The following is a 24,128-nucleotide window of genomic DNA, read 5'->3' on the forward strand; positions in this document are numbered from 1 at the left end:
GCCGCGGGCACATCCCCCAATCGCAGTCCCGACATACACGCTGAAAGGAACGACATGAGCTTCGAACCCCGCATCGCACCATCGATCCTCTCCGCCGACATCGCCTACCTTGCGCGCGACCTCGAGCGCATCTCGCATGCCGACCTCATCCACGTCGATGTCATGGACGGCCACTTCACCGGCAACCTCACGTTCGGGCCGAATGTCGTGGCCGCCTGCAAGCGCGTGACCGACATCCCGCTCGACGTGCACATGATGGTCTCGAACCCTGACGAGACGATCGATTGGTACCTCGATGCGGGGGCGGACATCATCACCGTCCACGCCGAGGCCTCGACGCACCTGCATCGCACCGTCTCCCACATCAAGGAGCGCGGCGCCCAGGCGGGTGTCGTCTTGAACCCCGCCACGCCCGTGGGCGCGCTCGAGGACATCCTGGCCGACCTCGACATGGTGCTCGTCATGAGCGTGAACCCCGGGTTCGGCGGCCAGCGCTTCATCGAGGGCACGTATGCCAAGATCGAGCGCCTCGTTTCGCTCTGCGAGCGCGCCGGCGCGCATCCGCGCATCGAGGTCGACGGGGGCATCTCCGCCGGGAACATCGAGCGGATTGCCGCCGCGGGCGCGGACACCTTCGTCGCGGGTTCCGCGGTGTATGGCGCCGCCGACCTGAACGCGGAGATCGACCGCATGCGCGCGCTCGCGAAGGCCGCGCTCGAGGGCGCCCGTTCATGAACCCGACTCGCATGGTGAACCTCGACTACGCCGCGTCGACCCCGCTTCGCCCGGAAGCCATCGACGCCATGCGCGCCTATGACGCATCGCGCATCGCGGGCGCGAACCCCAACTCGCTCCATTCGCTCGGGAGGGAGGCCGCCGCGGCGCTCGAGCGCGCCCGCCGCGACGTCGCCAGCTCCCTCGGTACCACCGTGCGCCCCCAGGAGGTCGTCTTCACCTCGGGCGGCACGGAGGCCAATGTGCTCGCGCTCATGGGCATCGCGGATGCGGTGCGCGCGCATGAGCCGAACCGTACGCGCATCGTGACCTCCGCGATCGAACACGATTCCGTCCTCGATAACCTGCCCGCGCTCAGGCGGGCGGGTTTCAGCGTCGACGTCGTGAAGCCGGGCGCCCATGGGCGCATCGAGCCGGATGACCTCGAGCAGCTGCTCGGGGATGACGTCGCTCTCGTCTCGATCATGTTCGCGAACAACGAGACGGGGGCGCTCCAGCCCATCCGCGCGCTCGCCCAGGCCGCGCATGCAAGGGGCGCGCGCTTTCACACCGACGCCATCCAGGGCTATCTCCACGTGCCCATCGACGTGGACGAGCTCGGCGTCGACGCGCTCTCTCTCGCCGGCCACAAGGTCGGTGCCCCGGTGAGCGTGGGCGCGCTCTACCTCAGGCGCGCGACGCCGTTCACGCCCCAGGCGCGCGGCGGCGGGCAGGAGGCGGGGCGCCGCCCGGGCACGCAGGACGTGCGCTCGGCGCTCGCCCTCGCTGCGGTCGCCCGCCTGCTCGCCCCGAACGCTGAGGCCGATTGGGCGCGCCTTCGGGAGCTCTCCGGAACGCTCTACGAGCGCCTCACCACCTCGAGCCGCATCCACGCGACGCTCGGCCTGCCAGTGCCCGCCGAGCGCCTCGGCGGCATCGTGTCCGTGTACGTGGACGGGTTCGAGTCCGAGGACCTCATCCTCCGCCTCGACCAGCGCGGCTTCTGCGTGTCCGCCGGCTCCGCCTGCTCGAGTGCGAGCGCGGAGGCGAGCCATGTCCTCACGGCGATGGGGCTTCCCGGCGAGGCGGCGAACGGGTCGCTCCGCATCTCGTTCGATGACCGCGTCGATCCAGATGACCTTACCGCGTTCGCCGACGCGCTGCTCGATATCGTGGAAGGGAGCCGTCCATGAAGGTGCGCGAGCTTGAGGCCGCCCTATTCGATGCCTTCCCGCGCGAGCAGGCGGAAGCATGGGACCATGTCGGCCTTTCCGTCGGCGACCCCGCCGACGAGGTGCGCCTCGTGCGCGTGGCGCTCGATGCCACAGCCGAGGAGGTGCGCGCCGCGCATGCGATGGGGGCGAACGTCCTCGTCGCGCATCATCCCGTCTACATCGAGGCGCCGGATGCCTTCACGCCGCTCGCGTCCGACCGCCCCCAGGCGGGCGCAGCGGTCTTCGAGGCCGCGCGGCTCGGGCTGAGCGTGCTCTCGTTCCATACGAACCTCGACCGCTCGCTCGCGGCGCGGGAGGCGCTTCCGGCGCGCCTGGGAATCGCGGTCGCGACCTCGCTCGAGCATGCGGACGACCCTGCGACGCCCGGCTACGGTGCGATCGCAGACGTCGAACCTTGCACCCTGCGCGACCTCGCCGCGCGTGCCGCGGAAGCCCTCGACGTCGACCCGCGCGTCTGGGGCGCGCCTGCGGCGAAGGTGGCGCGCGTCGCCTTCATGGGCGGCAGCCTCGGCCATTTCGGTGACCTCGCGCTCCGCGCGGGGGCGGACGCCATCGTCTGCGGCGAGGCGGGGTATCATGTGTGCCAGGATTTGGCCGCGCGCGGCCTCGGTGTCGTGCTGTTGGGGCACGACGTCTCCGAGGAACCCTTCTGCCAGGTGCTCGCATGCGCATGCGAGCGCGCGGGGATAGCTCCCGAGCGCATCGCGGTCGCGGAGCGCACGCGGAGGGAAGAACGCCCATGGTGGACCTACACGGGAGGAAGACTTGCATGAATGATGGTGCACGCCTACTGAAGCTGCAGGAAACCGACCTCGAGCTGCAGCGCCTGCGCCTTGAGCTCTCCAAGCTACCCGAGCTCATCGGGCTGCAGCGCCTGCGCAAGCACCTTGCGCGCGCCCGCGAGGAGATGCTCAAGGTGAAGGGCGCCCGCAAGGATATCGAGACGGATCTCTCGGATCTTGCCGATGAAGAGGCCTATTACCGCGAGCAGGTCGAGGGCGCGCAGGCGAAGGCGGCGCGGCTCACGGACTACCGCGAGGTGCAGGACCTCGAGATCGAGCTCTCGAACCTCGCCAAGGCTCTCGACAAGGTCGCGTTCGACCAGCGCGAGCGCGAGGGGGCGCTTGAGCGCGTGCTCGAGCGCGAGGCGAAGGGCACCACTGCCATCGACCGCCTTGAGGGCCAGGTCAAGGCGCAGGCGGTGCGGGCGCGGGAGGTCGCGACCGACATCCAGGAGCGCATCGCCGCCGCCCAGGCAGAACGCGAGCGCCTGCACGCCGCACTCGGCGAGGAGCTTCAGCGCGCGTATGAGCAGGCGGCCGCCTCGTTCAAGGGCCTCGGCGTCGAGGCGCTCCGCGACGACACGCCCACCCTCTGCCGCACGAAGCTCATGGAGTCGTCGCTCGATGAGGTCAAGCGCGGCGGGCAGATTACCGAATGCCCCTATTGCCACCGCATCCTCGTGGTCGATGCGGACGACGAGGGGGATGCATCGTGAGCGCGCTCGAGGGGCGCTGCGCGCTCGTCTGCGTGACGGGCTGCATCGCGGCATACAAGGCGTGTGAGCTCGTGCGCGAGCTCCAGCGCCGCGGCGCGCGCGCCAAGGCGCTCATGAGCGAGCACGCGACGCACTTCGTGGATCCCACGACCTTCCGCGCGCTCACGCGCGAGCCGGTGGCGCTCGGCCTCTTCGACGACCCGAGCGATCCCATCCACCACATCTCGCTCGCGAAGGAAGCCGATGTCATCATCGTTGCCCCGGCTACCGCGAACGTCATCGCGAAGATGGCGGCGGGTATCGCCGACGACCTGCTCTCCACGACGCTCCTCGCCGCGACCTCGCCCATCGTGGTCGCCCCCGCGATGAACGCGAACATGTGGCGCGCGCAGGTCACGCAAGAGAACATGGCGCGCCTGCGGGAGCGCGGCATCGCGCAGGTGGGTCCCGGCTCGGGCTACCTCGCGTGCGGGGATGTCGACGAGGGGAGGCTCATCGAAGTCGAGCTCATCGCCGATGCGGCTGAGCGCGCGCTCGCCGCGTCGCAGGTGCTCGCAGGGGAGCGCGTGCTCATCACGGCCGGGCCCACCCATGAGCCCATCGACCCGGTGCGCTTCATCGGGAACCGCTCCTCGGGCAAGATGGGCATCGCGCTCGCCCGCGCCGCGCGCGACATGGGCGCCGAGGTCACGCTCGTGCTCGGCCCCTGCGATGCGCCGGCGCCCCACGGCGTGCGGGTCGAGCGGGTCGAGACGGCGCACGAGATGCTCGATGCGGCGCTCGCGTCGTTCGAACAGGCGACGATGGCCATCTGCGCCGCCGCGGTCGCGGACTACACCCCCGCGCATCCCGCGGACCATAAGCTCAAGAAGGGCATCGAGCCGCTCTCCTCCATCGAGCTCGTTCCCACGGAGGACATCCTGCGCGCCCTCTCCGAGCGCAAGGGGGACCGAGTCGTGGTGGGCTTCGCTGCCGAGACGGGAGATCCCGTGGCGTACGCCCAGCGCAAGCTCGACCGCAAGGGCTGCGACGCCATCGTCGCGAACGACGTGAGCCGCAGCGATTCCGGTTTCGGGAGCGATACCGACAAGGCCTGGTGGGTCACGGCGGACGGCGTCGAGGAGCTGCCCGTCCTTGCGAAGGATGAGCTCGCGCGCAAGATCCTCCAGCGCATGGCGGGCTAAGCCGCTGCGCTTCAAGGTTTTCAGAATTCGTGCTTGCATAATGGGCACGACTTGAGTAAAGTATCTTTTGCTGTGCGATGCAGCACGGTTACGGGACGTGGCGCAGTTTGGTAGCGCACTTGACTGGGGGTCAAGGGGTCGCTGGTTCAAATCCAGTCGTCCCGACCAGATTATTCAGGGCGCCGGATGAATCCGGCGTCCTTTTTATATACTGTGGCCGGGCTTAACGCTCCTGCCTTTGGGTATCATCCAAAGCAGTGTGTGCCAGGTTGATTCGCTAGGGGAGTATCGTGGGAATTCGCAGGAAGGTCAAGCGGGAGCTCGTCGGCACGTCCGAGTTTCCCTCGAACCAGGTCTTCACGATCTCGAATTTCATCACCGCGCTCCGCCTCGTCCTCACCTTCGTCTTTCTCTATCTCTTCATCACCGATGTCAATCGCTATGTCTGCCTCGTGATCTACGCCATCGCTGCGAGCACGGACTGGCTCGACGGCACCATCGCGCGCAAGACGCATACGGTGAGCTGGCTCGGCAAGCTCATGGATCCCGTCGTCGACCGCGCCCTGCTCTTTACCGGCGTGCTCGGACTCGTGGTGCGCCAGGAGCTCCCGCTGTGGATCTGCGTCGTCATCATCGCGCGCGACGTCTACCTCGCCATCGGCAACGTCATCGTGCGCCGCTTCCACAAGCGCCCCATCGATGTCGTTTACACCGGCAAGGCCGCCACGGCCCTGCTCATGACCGGCTTCTCCCTCATGCTGCTCGGCCTGCCGACGGTTCCCGGCCTCGGCATCCTGGGCGCCTATGCGCCGCTGTTCCCCGGCCTCGACGGTCGCACCGTGCCCCTCGGGATGTACCTCGTGTACCTCGGCGTCGCGTTCTCGCTCATCACGGCCGTCATCTACACGGTGAAGGGCGCCCTCGCGGCCAAGCGCGCCATCGAGCACCCCGAGGATGAGGACGAGGATTTCCTCAACCCGGAAATCGTGGAGGGTGACGGGGTATCCTGAGCTCGCCCGCACGAGGGCGTTCCCGTGCGGTAGAATAGGCGCAGAGCTATGATGTCTGGCCGAGGATGCCTCGGCTTATCGTGTGTTGGGAGAATTCATGGTAGATTCCGCAAGCGATTCCACCCGCGTGTTCCGCATTCCCACCGATGACGCAACCGCGCCGGACCTCATGAAGAGCGCGCGCATCACCGATCCCGTCATCTCGATCATCAAGGGGCCCCAGACCGGCAACACCTTCGAGATCATCGATCCGGAGACCTCCATCGGCCGCGATCCCGCGAACGCCATCTTCCTGAACGATATGACCGTCTCGCGCACGCACGCCAAGATCGTGCGCACGCCCTTCGGTACGACCATCGAGGACCTGGGCTCGCTGAACGGCACCTGGGTCGACGGCGCCATCGTCACCGCCGCGCCGCTCCATGATGGCTCCACGGTGCAGATCGGCACGTTCACCTTGGTCTACCACGAGCGCACCCCGGAGCGCATCGAGACGGGTGAATAGCGGTGGCCGATCGCAGCTACCTCAGTATCGGCCAGGTCGTCAACCTGCTTCGCGGCACATATCCGGACCTCTCGAACTCCAAGATCCGCTTCCTGGAGGACGAGGGGCTCATCACGCCGCATCGCACGCCCAAGGGATACCGCCAGTACTCCCGCGATGACGTGGAACGACTCGAGGTCATCCTGCATCTGCAGAAGACGCGCTACATGCCGCTCAACGTGATCAAGCAGCGCCTCGAGAGCGCCGACGACCTGCACACGCTCGCCTACGAGGTTGGCCTGCTGTCCGACGTGCCCATGAAGGCGCAGCCCAAGGAGACGAAGCAGAAGCTTCATCCCTTGGAGGACGTGCCTGATCTTCTGGGCGTGAGCATCTCGTTTGTGCGCTCGCTTGCGCAGAACGACCTCGTGCGCATCGTCAAGAGCCCGAAGAACCGCGAGCTCATCGATGGCAGCGATTTCGAGATCATCCGCTTCTGCGACGAGCTCTCGCGCTTCCACATCGAGCCGCGCAACCTGCGCCAGTACGTGGTCTCGGCGAACCGCGAGTCGACGATGTACGAGCAGGTGCTCGTGGGTATGCTCGGCCTGGACGATAGCGACGAGGACCGCAACGCCAAGATCGAGCGCGCCTTCAAGAAGCTCCACGACCTCACGGACGGTCTGCACACGGCGCTCCTCAAGGCGCGCGTGTTCGAGTCGCTCAACGTCGTCGTGAAGGACGCCGACGTCGACTCCATCGACGACGAGCTCGCACGCGCCGAGGCCGCGCGTTCGGCGCATAAGGAGGCGTCGGAGCAGGCTGCCGCCCCGACGACCGCGCAAACCGGGACCAATCGGACGTCGCGCACGCGGCGCCGCAGCTAGGATAGGGGAGAGCCATGGCTGACTTCGACTTCGCATCGCGCATCATCGACATTCCGGATTATCCCGAGCCGGGCGTCGTCTTCAAGGACATCACGCCGCTCTTCGCCGATGCCGAGGCGATGCGCTGCGCCGTCGAGGCCATCGCCAAGCCGTTCCAAGACGCGGGCATCACGAAGGTCATCGGCCCGGAGGCCCGCGGCTTCATGGTGGGCGTCCCCGTCGCGCTCGAGCTTGGAGCCGGCTTCGTCCCCGCGCGCAAGCCCGGCAAGCTCCCGCGCGAGACGGTCTCGGTGAACTATGAGCTCGAATACGGCACCGACACGCTTGAGATCCATGCCGATGCACTCGGCGCGGGCGACCGCGTCCTCATCGTCGACGACCTCGTGGCGACCGGCGGTACCGCGGCCGCCACGGGCAAACTCGTGCGCGAGATGGGCGCCGAGCTCGTCGGATATGGCTGCATCCTCGAGCTCGCTTTCCTGAATCCCCGTCCGCTCCTCGAGGAGGATGGCTCGGTTCGGTTCGTGAGCCTGGTGCAGGTGCAGTAGCTCCGGCGTCGATCGCTACGACAAGAGACGCACGGTAATCCCTGCGCACGCCATGCGCGCATCGCGGCTTGCGGCGTGCTTGCGGACGTTATATCGAAACACTTTGAGGTTTTGCTTACGTTTGGCGTAAAACGTGTCCCGCGCGCATGCGCGACGGTATAATCATGCCAATCGTACCCTAAACGAAGGATCATCTATGTCTTTGAGAGATTCCCGACGCGTTCTGACCCGTTGTGCCGCTGTCGCCGTGCTCTCCGTTTCCCTTGGCGCGACGCTGCTTCACGCTGCACCGGCCTACGCAGACCTTGAATCCGACCTCGCGAGCGCCCAGGCGCAGCTCGAGTCCATCGGCGCCGAATACGCCCAGCTCCAGGAAGACCTCGCGGACGCCGCGCGCGAGCTCGAGATTATCAAGGGCGAGATCGAGGAGACCGAGACTCAGCTCCAGGAGTCCCAGAAGACGCTCGCCCAGAGCGCCGCGGACGACTACAAGGGCGGTGGCGGGCAGCTGCTCGACGTCGTGCTCGGCGCTTCGAGCTTCGATGATCTCGTGTCGCGCGTCTACTACGCCAACAAGGTATCCGATGCCCAGGCGGAGGCCATCGAGCACGTCCAGACGCTCAAGGCCGAACTCGAGCAGTCGCAGGCGCAGCAGGAGCAAGAGATCGCCGCGATGGAGCAGAAGGTCTCCGAGGTCCAGCAGAACCAGGCCGATGCCCAGGCGCTCGTGAACTCCCTTTCCGAGGAGATGCGCGAGCAGCTTGCGGCTGAAGCCGCCCAGAACGAGCAGCTCGCCGCCGGCATGCAGTCCGCCGAGGACGGTAGCGCCTCCACGAGCGACAGCCCCGTGGTCACGCCTCCCGCGAGCGACACCACGGATGATTCCACCCCGGCGCCCACGCCGACGCCCGACCCCGATCCCGTGCCCGATACCGGCGGCTCGTCTTCGGGCACCTCGTCGGTCGGTAGCGCCGCGCTCCAGTACGCCTTCACGCAGGCGGGTGCGCCCTATGTCTACGGTGCGGCCGACCCCTCCGTGGGCTTCGATTGCTCCGGCATCGTGTCGTGGTCGTACGCGCAGATCGGCGTCTATATGCCGCACAGCTCCTCCGCGCAGCGCGAGTACGTCATGAACAACGGCCGCTATACCACCGACATCAGCCAGCTGCAGTACGGCGACCTCGTCTTCTATCCGGGTCACGTAGCCTTCTATGTAGGCGGCGGGCAGATTTACGGCGCGTGGAATTACGGTCGCGGCATCGGCTACGGCAGCATCTACGACTGCGGCACCCCGCTCGGCGGTGGCAACATCTAGACGTTTTTTCGCATCGCTTATGCACGAAGCCCGCCCATCGACGTTCCGACGTTTGATGGGCGGGCGTTTTCATCCCAAGATATTCACTGAGTGCGGCCCCGAAACCTGCTTAGGCCTTGCCCTTGCCGTTCGACTCATCGAAGCCCAGGTAGTGCAAGTACCCCATGAGATACGCCTTTGCGGCGAAGGCCATGACTGCGTTGCGCACGAGGAGCGATTCGCGGGTGACCTGCGAGGCGGTGTCCGGGATGGGGGCGTCCCCCAGCGAGAACGCTGTGTGCACCGCGTTCTCGAGCTCCGTGGCCACGTAATCGAAGGCGACGTCAACGAGGTATGTGAGCTTCTGGATACGGAACAGCCGTGCGATGGCCTGTATTGAGAGGACCTGCTTGAAGATGCAGATCACGATGAGCCGTGCGATGTGCTCGCGCCCGTACTGCTTCTTCACGGGCGCCGAGATCAGGCCAGCCTTGACGTAATTGTTCACCATGGAGGGCGTGAGCAGATCTCCCTCGATGCAGTCAGAGAACGGGGCGAGCGCCTGTTCGACGATGCCGATCACCTGGTCACGGTAGAGGTTCACCGTGGGCAGCTCGTGGTAGCGGGGGAGGTGGAACTCCGTGAACTGCTGGGCGAATTCCGAGGTGAGGAAGGCGTCGGGGAGGACGGTCGGGGTGACGTCGTCGCGGGTGATCGCACCGCCGTTATCCGTCATCGCGATAACCTTTGTATGCTGCGCCATAGTCGGCCACCTCGCTTGGTCGTATCGGGGTGCGTTGCCGCGTCACAGGGACTCCGAACCCCACATCTTGTGTAAGATATAGTATCATATTGTTTTGAAAACCACGTGATGTGTTTATCGACGTGCTAGGATGTACGTAGGGTGAGCCCTCATGAAAGGATCGAGCCATGAGTTGGGCCATAATCGCTGATTCGAGTTGCAACCTTCGCGGCTTCCAGCCGCAGGCACCCGATACGATCTATCGCTTCGCGCCGCTCAAGATCAATGTCGCGGGCGAGGAGTTCATCGATGATGACTCGCTCGACGTCGCCGAGCTCAATCGCAAGGTCTCTGCCGAGGAATCCGCGTCCTCGAGTGCCTGCCCGAGTGTCGGTGAATGGGCGGATCTGTTCCGGAGCGCGGACAACGTGATCGCGATCACCATCTCGGCGAACCTTTCAGGGAGCTATGAGGCGGCCGTCATGGCGCGCGATATGGTGCTCGAGGAGGATGCCGATCGCAACATCTTCATCGTGAACTCGCGCGCGGCCGGCGGCAAGCTCGAACTGCTCGCGGTCGAGGTCGACCGGTACCGCTTGGCGCACCCGGATGCCACGTTCAACGAGGTCACCGCGCATATCTGCGACGTGGAGCAGGCATCAACGGTGCTGTTCTTGCTTTCGAGCTACGAGAACCTCACCAAGGCGGGACGCATGCCCAAGATGGCCGGTGCACTCGCAAACAAGCTTAAGATTCGCATCCTGGGCACCGCGAGCAGCGAGGGCACCATCAAGGTCGTGGGGCCGGCTCGTTCGCAGCGCAAGGCGTTCGAGAAGATTATCGCGACGATGAAGGCCGATGGGTACAGCGGAGGTCCGGTCTACATCGATCATGTGTTCAACGAGCGCGCAGCGCAGGAGCTCGAGGCGCGCATCCATGCCGACTGGCCGGATGCGGAGGTCACGATCATGCCGTGCGGCGGCCTGTGCTCGTACTATGCCGAGGAGGATGGCCTCATCATCGGCTACGGCTGGTAACGCGCATACCGTCTACAACGCTTCACAATATGCGACGGCTCGCAGAAGCAATTCCGCGAGCCGTCGTTTGTTTTGTAGGTGAACTCTTTTCACTGCGGGGTGGATGTAGCTCCATCGTGGGGCGACAACCGCTACGACGCTTGGATAATCACCAGAACTTCGTCTTATCAACAACTTTACATAAGATATATTATCTTGATTAGCTAACCGACAATATAGCGGTAGGCAGACATGCCGGCAATGGCTCCATCGGCTGCCGCAGTGATCACTTGGCGGAGATGCTTCGAACGCATATCGCCCGCGCAGAAGATTCCCGGCGTTCTCGTGGCCATATCCTCGTCGGTCACGACACCGCGATCATCACCCAGATCGACGAAGTCGCGCACAAGGTCGACCGTGGGATCCGTGCCTGCGAAGACAAAGATGCCGACCGAGCCCTCCGGGAACTCCTCGATATGTTCCTCGCTCGTGCGGTTATCTCGGAACGTGATCGACGAGATCGCGTTCTCACCATCGACCGCCGTGATCGAGGTCTCGAACCGCACCTCGATATTGTCCGCAGCGAGCATCCGGTCGACGACGCCCTTCGGCGCGCGGAACACGTCGCGCCGCACGACCATGGTGACGGAGCGCGCGATGCGCGAGAGATACAGCGCCTCCTCGCACGCAGCGGTACCTCCGCCGATGACGAACACGTCCTTGCCGCGATAGAACATCCCGTCGCAGGTAGCGCAATACGACACCCCGCGACCTGCGAAGCGCTCTTCGCCTTCGAAACCGATATGGCGCGGTTTGGCCCCCGTCGCAACGATGACGGCACGAACGGCATACGAGCCGGGATCCGCCTCGACGATGAAGCTCCCGTCCTCGCAGCGCGTGATGGCCGAGACCACCCCGTAAGCGCACTCGACGCCCACCGACGCCGCGTGATCTTGCAGGTTCTGGCCGAATTCAAAACCCGAGATCTGCTCGATGCCCGGATAGTTCTCAATCGTCTCGGTCGTGGCGATCTGTCCGCCCGGCATGCCTTGCTCGATCACCACCACGTCGAGGCTCGCGCGCGCTGCATAGATGGCAGCGGAATAGCCGGCAGGCCCTCCGCCGATGATCGCGACATCATGAACATGGGTTACGGTATCCATCGATTGCTCCTCACGATTCTCGAGGCGTGTCATGTAGTAGCGCCTACCCAGTCTTGAACCATGCTATACATTCATACCCATAAACGTTTAGGTACCTAAGTATAGAGTTCCGCCACCGCACATGAAACGAGGGCACCGGAATCGCTCCGGTGCCCTCGAAACAGCCTATATATACAGGGACTTCCCTACATGATGGTCATGAGGAAGTACACCAGGAACGCGAGGGCAGCGACCCACATGAGCGGGCGCACCTTCTTCACGTTGCCGGTAACGACGGCCACGATGACATAGGTGATGAAGCCGAGGCCGATGCCGTTCGAGATGGAGTAGGTGAACGGGATGCCGGCGATGATCATGAACGCCGGGAACGCCTCGATGGGGTTCGACCACTCGATCTCGGAGACCTCGCTCATCATGAGGAAGCCGACGAAGACGAGCGCGCCGCAGGTCGCAGCTTGCGGGATGCAGTTGATGAGCGGCGAGAAGAAGGCGGCGAGCAGGAAGAAGATGCCCGCGACGATCGAGGTGAGGCCGGTGCGGCCACCGTCGGAGGCACCGGAAGCGGACTCGACGAACGTCGTGATGGAGGACGCGCCGAGGAAGCCGCCGGCGATGGCAGCGGTGGAGTCGACGATGAGGATGGGCTTGATGTCCTCGACACGGCCATCCTCGGTGAGGAAGTCACCCTGCTTGGCCACGGCCATAGCGGTGCCCATGGTGTCGAAGAAGTCGCTCATCATGAGCGAGAAGGCCATGAGCAGCAGCGTCGGGGTGGTGATGACCTCGATGATGCCCATGACGCCGGAGGGCTCGCTCACCTGGAACGGGGCGGCGAACGTGGAGAAGTCGAGCGGGGCGACGACGCCGTCGGGCAGCGGGGTCACGCCGAGCGGGATGCCGATGATGGCGGAGATGATGATGCTCCAGAGGAGCGCGCCCTTGACGTTCATCGAATAGAGGATGACGGTCAGGATGATGGAGATGACACCGATGACGAACGTGAAGTTGAGGACGCCCTCAGCGTCGACGATCGCGCCGAGCGAGACGAGCGTGTCGGTGTTCGCGACGATGACGCCGCCGTCCTTGAGGCCGATCATGGCGATGAAGAGGCCGAGGCCGATGGAGATGCCATGACGGAGCGGCACCGGGATCGCGTCCATAATCGCCTCGCGGAGGCCGCAGAGCACGAGCAAAAGAATCGCGATGCCCTCAACGAAGATGACGGCCATGGCGGTCGGCCAGCCCACACCCATGCCGAGGCACAGCGTGAAGGCCACGATGGAGTTGATGCCCATGCCGGACGCGCAGGCGAGCGGGCGGTTCGAGAAGATGCCCATCGCCATGGTCATCACCGCAGCGCCCAGGCAGGTCGCGGTGACCGCGGCGGTCTCGGGAATGCCCGCGGCCGAAAGGATGCTCGGGTTGACGATGATGATGTAGGCCATCGCCAAAAACGTCGTGAGGCCGGCACGGAATTCCGTTGCGGTACTCGTACCGCGCGCCTGTAGCTTGAAGAATGAATCCATTTCTCCCCTTTTCTCTGGATGTTCTTCGCCAACAGTATGTGCTCGGAAGCGGCTAGGCCGCTCCGCTTGAGCCGAATCCGCCGGTACCGCGGTCGGTCTCGTCAAGTTCATCGACCTCGACGAGCTGCACGGTGGGCACCGCTTGGATGACGAGCTGGGCGATGCGCTCGCCGCGCTCGATATGGATGGTCTCATGGGCATCGAGGTTGATGGCGATGATCTTGAGCTCGCCACGGTAATGCGCGTCGATGAGACCCGGGGTGTTCACGATGGAGAGGCCGCGCTTGAGCGCCATGCCGCTGCGGGGCTGCACGAACCCGGCGTAGCCGTCGGGCAGCGCGATGGCGAGCCCTGTCGGGATGAGGACGCGCTCGAAGGGCGCGATGTCGACCGAGGCCTGCGCCCGCAGGTCGAGTCCCGCATCGCCGGCATAGGCATAGGACGGAAGCTCGACGGTTGGGTCGAGACGCTTGATCGCGACGGAGATGGTCGACATAGCTCACCTCAACTTATCGAGTTCCTCGAGGAACTCATCGATGTCTTTGAAATCCCGGTACACGGAGGCGAAACGGATGTAGGCGACCTTATCGAGCTTCTCCAGGCGCTTGAGCACCATGTTGCCGATATCGTGCGAGGTGACGTTCGTGAACGTGCCGGCGCGCAGCTCAGCCTCGATGTCGTCGATCAGGGCATTGAGCTGCGAGAGGTCGATGTCGCGCTTGGATGTCGCGCGCATGAGGCCGACCAGGAGCTTGTTGCGGTCGAACGGCTGCTTCGTGCCGTCGCTCTTGATGACCTCGATGGGGTCCTCGCAACGCTCGAAGGTTGTGAACCGGTACCCGCATGCGCGGCATTCACGACGGCGCTTGATAGCGTTGCTTGCGTCCTGCGTGCGCGAATCGATAACGCGCGTATCAGCCCCGCCGCAGCGCGGACAACGCATGGCACCCTCCTCCGTGAAATGAACTTCACAAGGATAGCACGGATTGTGATTGAGAACGAAAAAAGTTCAACATGTTGTGATGCACTCGAAATACAGGGGAAACGTCCTGATTCGAGCCAGGTGCGGGATCACGATTCCGCGGGCACGAGCAGCTCCATGCCGGGCTGGAGCAACGAGGAATCCAAGTCATTCCAAGAACGGATGAGATCGGTGGTCTGACGGGTCGTCAGGGTATCGACGCCATGCTCGGAGGCGATGGACCACAGGGAATCGCCGGGGGCGACCGAGATGGTGATGCGCTCCGCCTGGTTCAGCGCCTGGGCATAGGCGCTCGACTCGGTATGGAGCACCGACAAGAGCGCGGCTGCGAGCACGCCGATAACCCCGAGCAGCACGCAGACCGTCGCGAGCGTTCGAACGAAGGAGCGAGCGGCGCTCCGGTGCTGGGAGGTTGCACGCGCGACGGGTCGCGCAGCTTGGACGCGGGAGGCGTCGGACGCGATGCGCACGGTTTGCGAGGAGGCGGGACGACGGCGCTGCGCGGGGCGCACCGGAAGGGCGATGATCTCCGTCTCGTACGGATATGCGGCCTCATGACGCGACGGCTGCGACAAGGAGAGCGCGAGGTTGCCGTTGGTGAGTGTGCGCTTCATGTTCATGTGTTCCCCTTCCCTCGATGTGGTGGAACTAGGTATATCGTCGCGTCCGGACAAAAAGTTCTGGCGTGAGAACGAATGTTCGTATACTATTATCTTCGAACAGTTGTTCTTGTCAAGAAAAATCGAACAATTGTTTGGATTCAAGGAGGGTATGATGGCACGGAAGATCTCGAAGCGCCAGCAGCAGATTTACGACTTCATCCGCGAATATCAGCTCGAGAAAGGCTATCCGCCGAGCGTGCGCGAGATGGCGGCCGCAGTGGGCCTTTCCTCCCCTTCCACGGTGCACGCGCACCTGAGCGCCCTTGAGGAGCGCGGCCTGATCAAGCGTGACGCGACGAAGCCGCGCGCCCTCGAGCTGTTCAACGAGGACGGCTCCTCCGTCAACCTCGCCGAGGTCAAGGAGTCCCCGAGCCGCGGCACGGTCACGCTGCCGCTCGTCGGCCGCGTCGCCGCCGGGATGCCCATCCTCGCCGAGCAGAACGTCGAGGACACCTTCACGCTCCCCACCGAGATCGCGACCGATGCCTCCTCATTCGTGCTCGAGGTGCATGGCGACTCCATGATCAATGCCGGCATCTTCAACGGCGATTACCTCATCGTTCGCGAGCAGCCCAATGCCATGAACGGCGAGATCGTCGTCGCCATGATCGACAACGAGGCTACCGTGAAGACGTTCTACAAGGAGCGCGGACGGGTGCGCCTCCAGCCCGAGAACGACACCATGGAGCCCATCTACGCGGACAACCCCCAGATCCTCGGCAAGGTCGTCGCGCTCATGAGGCGCTTCTAGGCAGCTCATGGCGTCTCGAGATCACGGGTCATCCACCGTCGCGGCACCCGAAGCGAACAGCCGCATCACATCGCGCGTGGCCGCCTTTGATATCCTGCGCGGCATTACCATCATATCGATGGTATGCTTTCATGCCGCATACGATGCCGTGTATATCTACGGCTTCGACCTTCCTTGGTTCCGCGATCCCGTCATACAAGATGTGTGGCGCTGCTCGATCAGCTGGGTGTTCATCGCGCTCGCCGGCTGGATGACCCGCTTCTCGCGCAACAACCTGCGCCGTGCGGCGCTCTACGGAGCCTCGGCGCTCATCGTGTGGCTCGTTACCAGCGTGGCGAGCGTCGACACCGCCATTTCCTTCGGTATCCTGTACTGCATGGCGGCCTGCACGCTCTGTTGGGGCACGCTCTCCCCTGCCCTCAAGCGCGTGCATCCCCTGCTCGGCCTTCTGATCGCTCTAGGCCTGTTTGCGCTGACGTACACCGTCCCCCGACATCTGTACGCGGTGGACGGCCTCGCTTGGCTCGGGTTCCCGGGCCCCGGCTTTGCGTCGGGGGACTACTATCCGCTCATTCCCTATTGCTTCCTGTACGCGGCAGGCGCCTTCGGGGCGCGCCTCTTCGATCGGCTCTCGCCGGGAGGCTATCCCGCTTGGATGCGCCGCGACTGGATTGCCCCGCTCAGCGCGATCGGCAGGCATAGCCTTCTCATCTACCTCGCCCATCAGCCGTTGCTCATCGTGCTCTTCACCCTCATCGGGCACGCATAGCGAGCGGTACCGCCTCGCGCCGCAATGACGGCATGCGGTACGTTGATTACCACCGGCCCGGTAGCTTGGTGCGGCACCAGATGCGCGGGCTAGCGGTCGGTGCTCGGAGCGTCCTCGAGATACGGGGCGAGCCGGCCGGCGATACGGGAGGGTACCTTGGCAACGATGTGCACCGCATCGGCACCGAACTCCTCGACCATCACCTGGCCGTATGTATGCACGAGGGCGCTCGCTGCGCTATGGGCATAGGGTATGGTCAGGTCGACGATGCGGTCGCGCGCAGCCGCCTCCTGCGAGATGGCCTCAACGAGCGCATCGATACCCTCCCCGGTGAGCGCGGAGACAAGGCTCGCATCGGGATAGATGCGGCACAGGTCGCATCGGAGCAGGTCGTCGATGCAGTCGATCTTGTTGAGCACGACGATGGCTGGTGTGGTGCCGGCGCCGATCTCGTCCAAGACCTTGTCGACGGCTTGCAGCTGGCGGAACAGGTTCTCGTCGGAGGCATCGGCGACCTTGAGGATCAGATCGGCCTCGCGCACCTCGCTGAGCGTCGACTTGAACGCGTCGACGAGACCGTGGGGGAGCTTCTGGATGAAACCAACCGTATCGGTGAGCGTGAGGAGCCTGCCGCCCGGAAGCCGGTAGGAGCGCGTGGTGGGATCGAGCGTGGCGAACAGCTTGTCCTGTGCAAGGACCGACGATCCCGTCAAGCGATTGAGCAGGGACGACTTTCCCGCATTCGTATATCCCGCAAGCGCAACGCGAAACGCCGGTGAAGCCGTGCGCTCCTTCGATTGCACGCGACGCCGGCGCTCGACGGTCTCGAGGTCGCGGCGGACGGACGCGATACGGCTCCGGATGAGCCGTCGGTCGACTTCGAGCTGGCTCTCACCCTGACCGAATCGGCTGCCGATGCCGCCGCGCGTCTGCTCCTTCGCAAGGTGGCTCCACATGCCGCGCAGCCGTGGGAGCAGGTATTGCAACTGGGCGAGCTGCACCTGGAGCCGCCCTTCGCGCGTTTGCGCGTGCAGGCCGAAGATGTCGAGGATGAGCGCGGTGCGGTCGATGATCTTCACCGGCTCCCCCACCGCGCGCTCGAGGTTGGTCTGCTGCGAGGGCGTGAGGTCATCGTCGAAGATGACGACATCGATGTCCATGCGATGCACCATGCCGCAGATCTCCTCGACCTTACCGGATCCGATGAAGGTCTTTGGCTGCGGGCGATCGAGACGCTGCGTCACCCGCGCGACGGGACGGGCGCCCGCCGTCTCCGCAAGCCGCTCGAGCTCATCGAGCGAGCGGTCGACCGGCCATGTCGCATCGCGGCGCTCGACGCCGACGAGCAGGGCGCGCTCGGGCTCGATATCGGTCGAGACGAAGGGAAAGCGCGGCATCAGGCATCGACCCCTTCCAGAATGAGGTGCGCGGCACCATCGACGCCCTGCTCATCCATCGAGATCCATTCAATGCGGGGGTCGCGACGGAACCACGAGAGCTGCCGCTTCGCATAGCGGCGCGAGCGGCGCTTGATGAGCTCTACAGCCTCTGCGAGCGAGAGGGCGCCATCCAGGTACTCGATGAGCTCCTTATATCCGATCGCCTGGCGTGCCGTGAGCGCGGGGCCGGCGCCCGTCGAGACGAGGTGCCGCACCTCATCGAGCAGGCCCTCCTCCATCATAGCGTCTACGCGCTCGTCGATGCGCTGGTATAAGCGCGCGCGATCCATCATGAGCCCGAAATACCGCGCGTCATAGCAAGGCGTGGGCTCGGAGAACGCAGCCTTCTGCGCGGCATAGGAAACGCCCTCGTCGCACATCTCGAGCGCTCGGATGACCCGGGGCACGTTATGCTCATGAATCACTGCCGCACTTTCAGGGTCGCGTTCGGCGAGCAGCTCATGCAGGGCGTGCACCCCGTGCTCGCGCTCATAGCGCTCATAGCGCTCCCGTGCGGGCGAGGCGCACTCGCCCGCGGGAAATCGCATGTCATCGAGGGCGGCCCGAAGATAGAGGCCCGTGCCGCCGCAAAGGACGCACGCCTGGTCGCACGCGACGTGCTCGTCGATGAGCATGCGGGCATCGCGCTGGAAGAGGGCCGCGGAATATGGTTCCTCCGGACCAACGAGATCGACGAGCCTCAGGGGCACGCGGCGCTCGGCAGGCGGAGTCTTCGCCGTGCCGATATCCATCCCGCGATACACCTGCATGGCGTCAACCGAGAGCACATCCGTCCCGAGCGCCAAAGCGACCTCATCCGCGACGGCGCTCTTGCCGACCGCGGTGGGTCCGACAATCGCGATGATGGGCGCGCTCATCGGGGGTCGCCGACGACCGTGCCGGAGAGGTACCATGTCCGCGCGGTGTCCACATCGACATCGACGATGCGGCCGACGAGGCTCTCGATGTCCATCCCAGCGGGAATCGGCGCGTGCACGGTCTGGTTCTTCGGGCTCTTGCCCTGCAGGACGCGGGAATCCTTCTTCGAGGAGCCCTCGACGAGCACGGGGACGGTCGTCCCGAGGTCGTGCTGGTTGAAGTCGTGAGCGGTCTGCTCGATGACCTTGACCAGGCGGTCGAAGCGGTCTTGGATGACCTCGCGCGGCGTGGGGTCCTCGATGCGCGCGGCGGGGGTTCCCTCACGGCGCGAGTAGATGAAGGTGAAGGCCTGCGCATAGCCCACGCGCTCGGCCAGCGAGAGCGTCTGCTCGAAGTCCTCCTCGGTCTCACCGGGGAAGCCGACGATGATGTCGGTCGTGAGCGCGATGTCGGGGATGCGCTCGCGGATGCGGTCGACGAGCCCGAGGTAGTCCTCGCGGGTGTAGCGGCGGTTCATGAGCTTGAGCACGCGCGTGGAGCCCGATTGGACGGCAAGCTGGAGGTGCGGCATGACCGCGGGCACCTCGGCCATGGCGTCGATCGTCTCGGGCAGGAGGTCCTTCGGATGGGAGGAGGTGAAGCGTATCCGTTCGATGCCGGTCTCCCCCACCGCACGGAGCAGCTCGGCGAAGCGCGGCGCGCCGTAGGCATCTCGACCATAGGAATTCACGTTCTGGCCGAGCAGGGTGACCTCGCGCACGCCGCAGCGCAGGAGACCGGCCACCTCGTCGACCACGGACTCGAAGGGACGGCTCTTCTCGCGACCGCGCACGTAGGGCACGATGCAATACGTGCAGAAGTTGTTGCAGCCCGTCATGATGGGCACCCAGGCATGGAAGGGCTGCTCGCGGTGCCACGGGAGGGTCGTGGCGGCGGGGGCGGCGCCTTCCTCGGTGTCAACATGGCGCCCGCCGTCCTCGAACGCATCGGCGATGAGGTCGGCGACGTGCGCGATGGCCTGCGTTCCGAAGATGACGTCGACGTTATCGACATGGGAGACGAGCCGCTCGCCGTCGCGCTGCGCGATGCAACCGCCCACGGCCACGACGCGCTTTCCCGAAGGCGGGGTGGGCAGGCTCTTGCACGAGGAGCACTGGCCGTAGAGCCGCTGGTCGGCCGCCTCACGCACGCAGCACGTCATGAAGATGACGATGTCCGCACCCGCGGGGTCGGCCGCAGCGAAGCACCCATATGAGTCGAGGAGCCCCGCGACGCGCTCAGAATCGTGCAGGTTCATCTGGCAGCCGAACGTGCGGATGAAATAGGTCTTGCCGGTAAGGATGGATCGGGTCGTATTCGAAGCCATGTTATCGCACCGCCACCGTGTGTCCGGAATACTCGGGAACATCCATGCTGTTCACCGAGATGGCATGCACGAGCACCGCAAGGCGGATCGCCGTGCGCGACTCACCGTTGATGAGGATGTCCGAGAACGTGGGAGAGCAGGAGATATCGAACCCCGTGGGGATGAGAAACCCGCGCGCGATGGCCATCGCCTTGATGGCCTGGTTGACCGCGCCGGCGCCCACGCACTGCATGTTGACGGGAACCCCGTCCTTCACCATGCCGGCGATGGCGCCCGCGACGGAAGCGGGCGAAGACTTGCTCGAGACTTTGAGATATTCCATGGTTCTCCTGCGTGTATGGTACAAATGTGCAGCAAATTGACTTTACCGTATCGGCGTATGTGCAGCAAGCAGCTATCCAGCTTATTCGGCGTTTTGGATCGGGAAGGTCACGGTGATCGCATCGCGTCCGACGCGGATCTTGGGATCGGCGGACAGCGTGAGGTAGTAGCGCTCGGCGAGGTCCCCGAAATCGCGCTCGAGTGCGCGCGAGAACGACCCGAGGTCGTCCGGGGCGATCTTGAGGCCGCGGCGGTCACGGCTGAGATCGACGGTCGCGGGGGCTGTCTGGGGCTTCCGGCGGCGAAGCAGCCGGGAAGAGACGCTGCGGACGGGCTTGATGGATCCGCTCAGGATCCGGTGCGCCGTGCGCTCCGAGATCTGGATGCCGAGCGTGGCGGCGATGCGCATGAAATCCGCGGCATCGGCAGCGAACGCAAGCCGTGAGACGACGGGCAGCGACGACTCGGAATCCACGAAGAGCAGCTGCTGGGTGTCGAGCAATCCCGACGCATGGGAATAGAGCGTCGCGGCGATCTCCGCAGGGCTCCCAAGGTACACCTCGCAGCCCGGCTCCTCCTCGAGGGCGAACTCGCAGACGGTGCGGATGATGTTGTGCGGCCCCTTCACGCAGGCCCACTTGCGCTCCTCGTCGCGCGCCGCCTGCGGCCAGGTAGACTGGTCGGCGCGCTCGGGCAGCTCGCTCGTGTCGACGAGGACGCGGAACGCGGAGCCCAGACCGGGCGCGGAGGTCATGACGCAGGCCTCCTGCGTATTCTCGCGGATGGAGTAGAGCGCCATGCCGCGGCCGTGGACACCCCAGCGGTCCATCTTCATGGATTCGAGCTTCGAGGTCACGCGGGCGTCGAAGATCCGCTCATGCATATCGCGCGGGATGCCGCAGCCGTTATCAAGAAAGAGGAGGGTGCGCTGACCCCCCTCTTTCACGGTGGCGACATAGAGCGCCGTGGCATGTGCGTCGCGGGCGTTGCGCAGCATCTCGATCACGATGTCCTCGACATGCTGGATATCATGCTTTGCCTGCCTGCGCTCGGCCTCGGCCACGCGCAGGCGGACATAGCCCTCACCGAGGTTCTCCTCCACCCGGAGGTTCCCCTCGCCGGTCATCGAGGCGATGAACGAGATGAGATCGTCTTGCTCCGCCATAGGACGCTGCTACTTCGCGATATCGACGGCGCGGCTCTCGCGGATCACGACGACGCGCACCTGACCGGGGTATTCCATCTCTTCCTCGATCTGATGGGCGATGTCGTGCGCGAGCACGGTGGCCTCGGCGTCGGAGATCTTCTCGGGCTGCACCATGACGTGGACCTCGCGCCCCGCCTGCATGGCGAAGGTGCGCTCCACGCCCTCGTGGGCGTTCGCGATGGCCTCGAGCTGCTCGAGGCGCTTGACGTAGTTCTCGAAGGACTCGCGGCGCGCGCCGGGACGCGAGGCCGAGATGGCGTCGGCCGCCATGACGAGCATGTCGAGGACCGTGTTAGGCTCGACATCGGTGTGGTGCGCCTCGATGGCGTGGACAATCTCGGGCTTCTCGCCGTAGCGGCGGGCGAGGTCCGCGCCGATCACGGCATGCGGGCCGTCGACCTCATGGTCGATCGCCTTGCCGAGGTCGTGCAGGAGGCCAGCACGGCGGGCGGGCACGGGATCGAGCCCGAGCTCGGAGGCCATGATGCCGGCGAGCTCGGCGACCTCGACGGAGTGGTTGAGGACGTTCTGGCCGAACGAGGTGCGGTAGCGCAGGGCGCCGAGCGTCTTCACGAGCTCGGGATGCAGGTCATGGAAGCCGGTATCGAAGGCGGCCTGCTCGCCGGCCTCGCGCACGCGCTGCTGCACGAGCTCGGAGGCCTTCTTGTACATCTCCTCGATGCGGGCGGGATGGATGCGGCCGTCGGCGATGAGGTTCTCCAGGGCGACGCGGGCGGTCTCGCGGCGCACGGGATCGAAGCTCGAGAGCACGACGGTCTCGGGCGTGTCGTCGATGACGAGGTTCACGCCGGACACCTGCTCGAACGTGCGGATGTTGCGGCCCTCGCGACCGATGATGCGGCCCTTGAGGTCGTCCGAGGGGATGTGCACCGAGGTGACAGTGACCTCGGCGGTGTGATCCGCCGCGCAGCGCTGGATGGCCGTGGAGAGGATCCGCTGCGCCGTCTTCTGGCACTCGGCCTTCACGCGCTGCTCGGAGTCGCGGATGATCGTGGCGGCCTCGTGGGTCACCTCACCGCGCACCTTGTCGAGCAGCTCGCGATGAGCGTCGTCACGCGTGAGCTCGGAGATGCGCTCGAGCTCCTTGGTCTGCTTGCCGATGAGCTCGTCGAGCTCGCGGCTGCGCTTCTCGACCTGGCCCGCCTGGCTCGAGAGCTGGTGCTCGCGCTTGTCGAGGGCGTCGTTGCGACGGTCGAGCGACTCCTCGCGCTGCATGATGCGGTTCTCGAGGGTGCGGAGCTCGCGCTTGCGCTGCTTCTCCTCCGCCTCGGCCGCCTGCTTGTTCTGGATGATCTCTTCCTTTGCCTCGAGCAGCGCTTCCTTTTTGAGCGTCTCTGCCGTGCGCTGCGCATCGCCGATCATCTGGTCCGCCTCAAGGCGCGCCGACTCGATCTTCGAGTCGGCCTCGCGGAGGCTCCCGTTCTTCGCGTTGCGCATGGCGAGCACGGCAATGATGGCGCCCACCACGAGGCCGCCGATGATGCCGATAACGATCTCCATGCCAAACTCCTCTATACATTGCATTCATCATGATTGCGGGGCGCGTGTAGCGCCCCTGACATTTGCAAGGTCTGAACACCCAATATGAAGTTATGCTATCAACACGGCATCTCATCGAAGATGAGTGTGCATCGCAAGACAAATGACAAGTTCATCCTACGAATTTATGTAGAACCTGTCAATTGACGCGATCGGCGCGCGGGGCGTTTACGCAAGGATCACACGGCGCCTCACGCAGATTCCTCCTCATCGAGGCGTATGCGAACTGCCTGCGCGGCTATGCGATACGGGAACCCTTTGCCCATGAGATGGCGGACGAGCCGCTCGAAGGCATTCCGCTCGGGAACGGCTTTGCGCGCAAGCGCCGCGCAGGCCCGCTCGAGATCGTCTTCGGCCGAGAAGAAGCGATCGGGATACCCCGGGAGCATATGGGGGTCCGAGCCGCGCTGGCGAAGGTCTGCCTCGATCTTGAGCCTCCCCCACCCCCTGCGCAGGCGCTCCTCGATATAGGACACGAGGAAGCGCTCCTCATCGAGGAAGCGAAGCTCCTGGGCGCGCTCGAGGGCGTGATCGATCGCGGAGGCGCGAAAGCCCGCGTGGCGTAGCTTGCGCCGCGCCTCCTCCGCGCCGTAGTCGCGCCGACCGAGCATCTCGGTGAGGGCGGCAAGGCAGAGCTTGTTCTCGCGGGTCTCGAGCGCCTCCCGAGCCTCCCGATACGGACAGGGGGGCTCGGGGTGGTCGTGTTCAAAGCTTCTGGCGACGCGCGCGGGTACCCAGTGCACGCGCTGCTCGGGTTCGCGCCCCCCTTCACCTTCAAGATGAAAGATCACCTGGGCGCGTGGACGACCCCTACCGCTCGACGCGGCCGCTGCTATCTCGCGGCGATCGGGGAAATGGAACGCGATGTCCGAGACGGGCTGTTCCATGTCT

General features: G+C 65.0%; 26 protein-coding genes and 1 tRNA gene. 14 read left to right on the plus strand and 13 right to left on the minus strand.

Annotated elements, in window-relative coordinates:
* Positions 1–54: 54 nt before the first annotated feature.
* The 11 genes from rpe (at position 55) to B5G02_RS02850 (ending at position 8,875) form a co-directional block, all read left to right on the plus strand.
* Positions 55–735 (plus strand): ribulose-phosphate 3-epimerase, encoded by a 681-nt coding sequence (gene rpe / locus B5G02_RS02800; protein ID WP_094335099.1) that lies wholly within the window; start codon positions 55–57, stop codon positions 733–735.
* Complete coding sequence (locus tag B5G02_RS02805) at positions 732–1,907, plus strand: cysteine desulfurase family protein (protein ID WP_094335100.1); 1,176 nt, start codon at positions 732–734, stop codon at positions 1,905–1,907. Before rpe ends, B5G02_RS02805 begins: the two co-directional genes overlap by 4 nt.
* A complete protein-coding gene (locus B5G02_RS02810; RefSeq protein WP_094335101.1) occupies positions 1,904–2,722 on the plus strand; it encodes a Nif3-like dinuclear metal center hexameric protein in 819 nt (272 codons plus the stop codon). Before B5G02_RS02805 ends, B5G02_RS02810 begins: the two co-directional genes overlap by 4 nt.
* Positions 2,719–3,447, plus strand: coding sequence for a zinc ribbon domain-containing protein (locus B5G02_RS02815; protein ID WP_094335102.1), 729 nt, complete (start codon positions 2,719–2,721; stop codon positions 3,445–3,447). Before B5G02_RS02810 ends, B5G02_RS02815 begins: the two co-directional genes overlap by 4 nt.
* Complete coding sequence (gene coaBC, locus B5G02_RS02820; RefSeq protein ID WP_094335103.1) at positions 3,444–4,631, plus strand: bifunctional phosphopantothenoylcysteine decarboxylase/phosphopantothenate--cysteine ligase CoaBC; 1,188 nt, start codon at positions 3,444–3,446, stop codon at positions 4,629–4,631. The genes B5G02_RS02815 and coaBC overlap by 4 nt, the downstream gene beginning before the upstream one ends.
* A gap of 91 nt (positions 4,632–4,722) precedes the next feature.
* A tRNA-Pro gene (locus B5G02_RS02825) sits at positions 4,723–4,799 on the plus strand.
* A 122-nt stretch (positions 4,800–4,921) separates the two neighbouring features.
* Positions 4,922–5,641: a CDP-alcohol phosphatidyltransferase family protein gene (locus tag B5G02_RS02830; RefSeq protein ID WP_094335104.1), complete on the plus strand. Its 720-nt coding sequence runs from the start codon at positions 4,922–4,924 to the stop codon at positions 5,639–5,641.
* Between the two features lie 97 nt (positions 5,642–5,738).
* Entirely contained in the window at positions 5,739–6,146 is a 408-nt protein-coding gene (locus B5G02_RS02835) for an FHA domain-containing protein (RefSeq protein WP_019238579.1), read from the plus strand.
* 2 nt (positions 6,147–6,148) lie between these two features.
* Positions 6,149–7,012 carry a MerR family transcriptional regulator gene (locus B5G02_RS02840; RefSeq protein ID WP_094335105.1) on the plus strand — a complete coding sequence of 288 codons (864 nt, stop codon included), beginning with the start codon at positions 6,149–6,151 and terminating at the stop codon, positions 7,010–7,012.
* 14 nt (positions 7,013–7,026) lie between these two features.
* On the plus strand, positions 7,027–7,560 hold the full coding sequence (locus B5G02_RS02845) for an adenine phosphoribosyltransferase (RefSeq protein WP_094335106.1): 534 nt from the start codon (positions 7,027–7,029) through the stop codon (positions 7,558–7,560).
* 196 nt (positions 7,561–7,756) lie between these two features.
* Complete coding sequence (locus tag B5G02_RS02850; RefSeq protein ID WP_241146143.1) at positions 7,757–8,875, plus strand: C40 family peptidase; 1,119 nt, start codon at positions 7,757–7,759, stop codon at positions 8,873–8,875.
* A gap of 109 nt (positions 8,876–8,984) precedes the next feature.
* On the opposite strand, the gene B5G02_RS02855 is transcribed toward B5G02_RS02850, so the two are convergent.
* A complete protein-coding gene (locus B5G02_RS02855; RefSeq protein ID WP_241146144.1) occupies positions 8,985–9,617 on the minus strand; it encodes a DUF1836 domain-containing protein in 633 nt (210 codons plus the stop codon).
* A gap of 167 nt (positions 9,618–9,784) precedes the next feature.
* On the opposite strand from B5G02_RS02855, the gene B5G02_RS02860 reads away from it, so the two are divergent.
* Entirely contained in the window at positions 9,785–10,633 is an 849-nt protein-coding gene (locus tag B5G02_RS02860) for a DegV family protein (RefSeq protein WP_094335107.1), read from the plus strand.
* Positions 10,634–10,836: 203 nt separating this feature from the next.
* Here the strand turns inward: B5G02_RS02860 and B5G02_RS02865 are convergent, their stop codons facing one another.
* The 5 genes from B5G02_RS02865 to B5G02_RS02885 all read right to left on the minus strand — a co-directional run bounded on the left by B5G02_RS02865 (position 10,837) and on the right by B5G02_RS02885 (position 14,903).
* On the minus strand, positions 10,837–11,775 hold the full coding sequence (locus tag B5G02_RS02865; protein WP_094335108.1) for an NAD(P)/FAD-dependent oxidoreductase: 939 nt from the start codon (positions 11,773–11,775) through the stop codon (positions 10,837–10,839).
* A 185-nt stretch (positions 11,776–11,960) separates the two neighbouring features.
* Positions 11,961–13,301, minus strand: coding sequence for an NCS2 family permease (locus B5G02_RS02870; protein WP_094335109.1), 1,341 nt, complete (start codon positions 13,299–13,301; stop codon positions 11,961–11,963).
* 52 nt (positions 13,302–13,353) lie between these two features.
* A complete protein-coding gene (gene dut, locus B5G02_RS02875) occupies positions 13,354–13,797 on the minus strand; it encodes a dUTP diphosphatase (protein WP_094335110.1) in 444 nt (147 codons plus the stop codon).
* Between the two features lie 3 nt (positions 13,798–13,800).
* A complete protein-coding gene (gene nrdR / locus B5G02_RS02880) occupies positions 13,801–14,244 on the minus strand; it encodes a transcriptional regulator NrdR (protein WP_019238588.1) in 444 nt (147 codons plus the stop codon).
* A gap of 128 nt (positions 14,245–14,372) precedes the next feature.
* Positions 14,373–14,903: a LysM peptidoglycan-binding domain-containing protein gene (locus tag B5G02_RS02885; RefSeq protein WP_094335111.1), complete on the minus strand. Its 531-nt coding sequence runs from the start codon at positions 14,901–14,903 to the stop codon at positions 14,373–14,375.
* Positions 14,904–15,057: 154 nt separating this feature from the next.
* Between B5G02_RS02885 and lexA the strand changes: the two genes are divergently transcribed.
* Together lexA and B5G02_RS02895 are read left to right on the plus strand one after the other, a co-directional pair.
* A complete protein-coding gene (gene lexA / locus B5G02_RS02890; protein WP_094335112.1) occupies positions 15,058–15,696 on the plus strand; it encodes a transcriptional repressor LexA in 639 nt (212 codons plus the stop codon).
* Between the two features lie 7 nt (positions 15,697–15,703).
* Positions 15,704–16,465: a heparan-alpha-glucosaminide N-acetyltransferase gene (locus tag B5G02_RS02895; RefSeq protein ID WP_241146145.1), complete on the plus strand. Its 762-nt coding sequence runs from the start codon at positions 15,704–15,706 to the stop codon at positions 16,463–16,465.
* Between the two features lie 89 nt (positions 16,466–16,554).
* Here the strand turns inward: B5G02_RS02895 and hflX are convergent, their stop codons facing one another.
* The 7 genes from hflX to B5G02_RS02930 form a co-directional block, all read right to left on the minus strand.
* Positions 16,555–17,862 carry a GTPase HflX gene (gene hflX, locus B5G02_RS02900; RefSeq protein ID WP_094335113.1) on the minus strand — a complete coding sequence of 436 codons (1,308 nt, stop codon included), beginning with the start codon at positions 17,860–17,862 and terminating at the stop codon, positions 16,555–16,557.
* Complete coding sequence (gene miaA / locus B5G02_RS02905) at positions 17,862–18,782, minus strand: tRNA (adenosine(37)-N6)-dimethylallyltransferase MiaA (protein ID WP_094335114.1); 921 nt, start codon at positions 18,780–18,782, stop codon at positions 17,862–17,864. Before miaA ends, hflX begins: the two co-directional genes overlap by 1 nt.
* Positions 18,779–20,149: a tRNA (N6-isopentenyl adenosine(37)-C2)-methylthiotransferase MiaB gene (gene miaB / locus B5G02_RS02910; RefSeq protein WP_094335115.1), complete on the minus strand. Its 1,371-nt coding sequence runs from the start codon at positions 20,147–20,149 to the stop codon at positions 18,779–18,781. The genes miaA and miaB overlap by 4 nt, the downstream gene beginning before the upstream one ends.
* A 1-nt stretch (position 20,150) precedes the next feature.
* Positions 20,151–20,471 carry a stage V sporulation protein S gene (locus B5G02_RS02915; protein WP_019238594.1) on the minus strand — a complete coding sequence of 107 codons (321 nt, stop codon included), beginning with the start codon at positions 20,469–20,471 and terminating at the stop codon, positions 20,151–20,153.
* Positions 20,472–20,552: 81 nt separating this feature from the next.
* Entirely contained in the window at positions 20,553–21,635 is a 1,083-nt protein-coding gene (locus tag B5G02_RS02920; RefSeq protein ID WP_094335116.1) for an ATP-binding protein, read from the minus strand.
* A 9-nt stretch (positions 21,636–21,644) separates the two neighbouring features.
* Positions 21,645–23,198, minus strand: coding sequence for a ribonuclease Y (gene rny, locus B5G02_RS02925; RefSeq protein WP_019238596.1), 1,554 nt, complete (start codon positions 23,196–23,198; stop codon positions 21,645–21,647).
* Positions 23,199–23,428: 230 nt separating this feature from the next.
* Positions 23,429–24,124 (minus strand): regulatory protein RecX, encoded by a 696-nt coding sequence (locus B5G02_RS02930; protein WP_232385467.1) that lies wholly within the window; start codon positions 24,122–24,124, stop codon positions 23,429–23,431.
* Positions 24,125–24,128 lie beyond the last annotated feature (4 nt).

Source organism: [Collinsella] massiliensis (assembly GCF_002161605.1).
In the GTDB taxonomy this organism is placed as follows: Bacteria; Actinomycetota; Coriobacteriia; order Coriobacteriales; family Coriobacteriaceae; genus Enorma.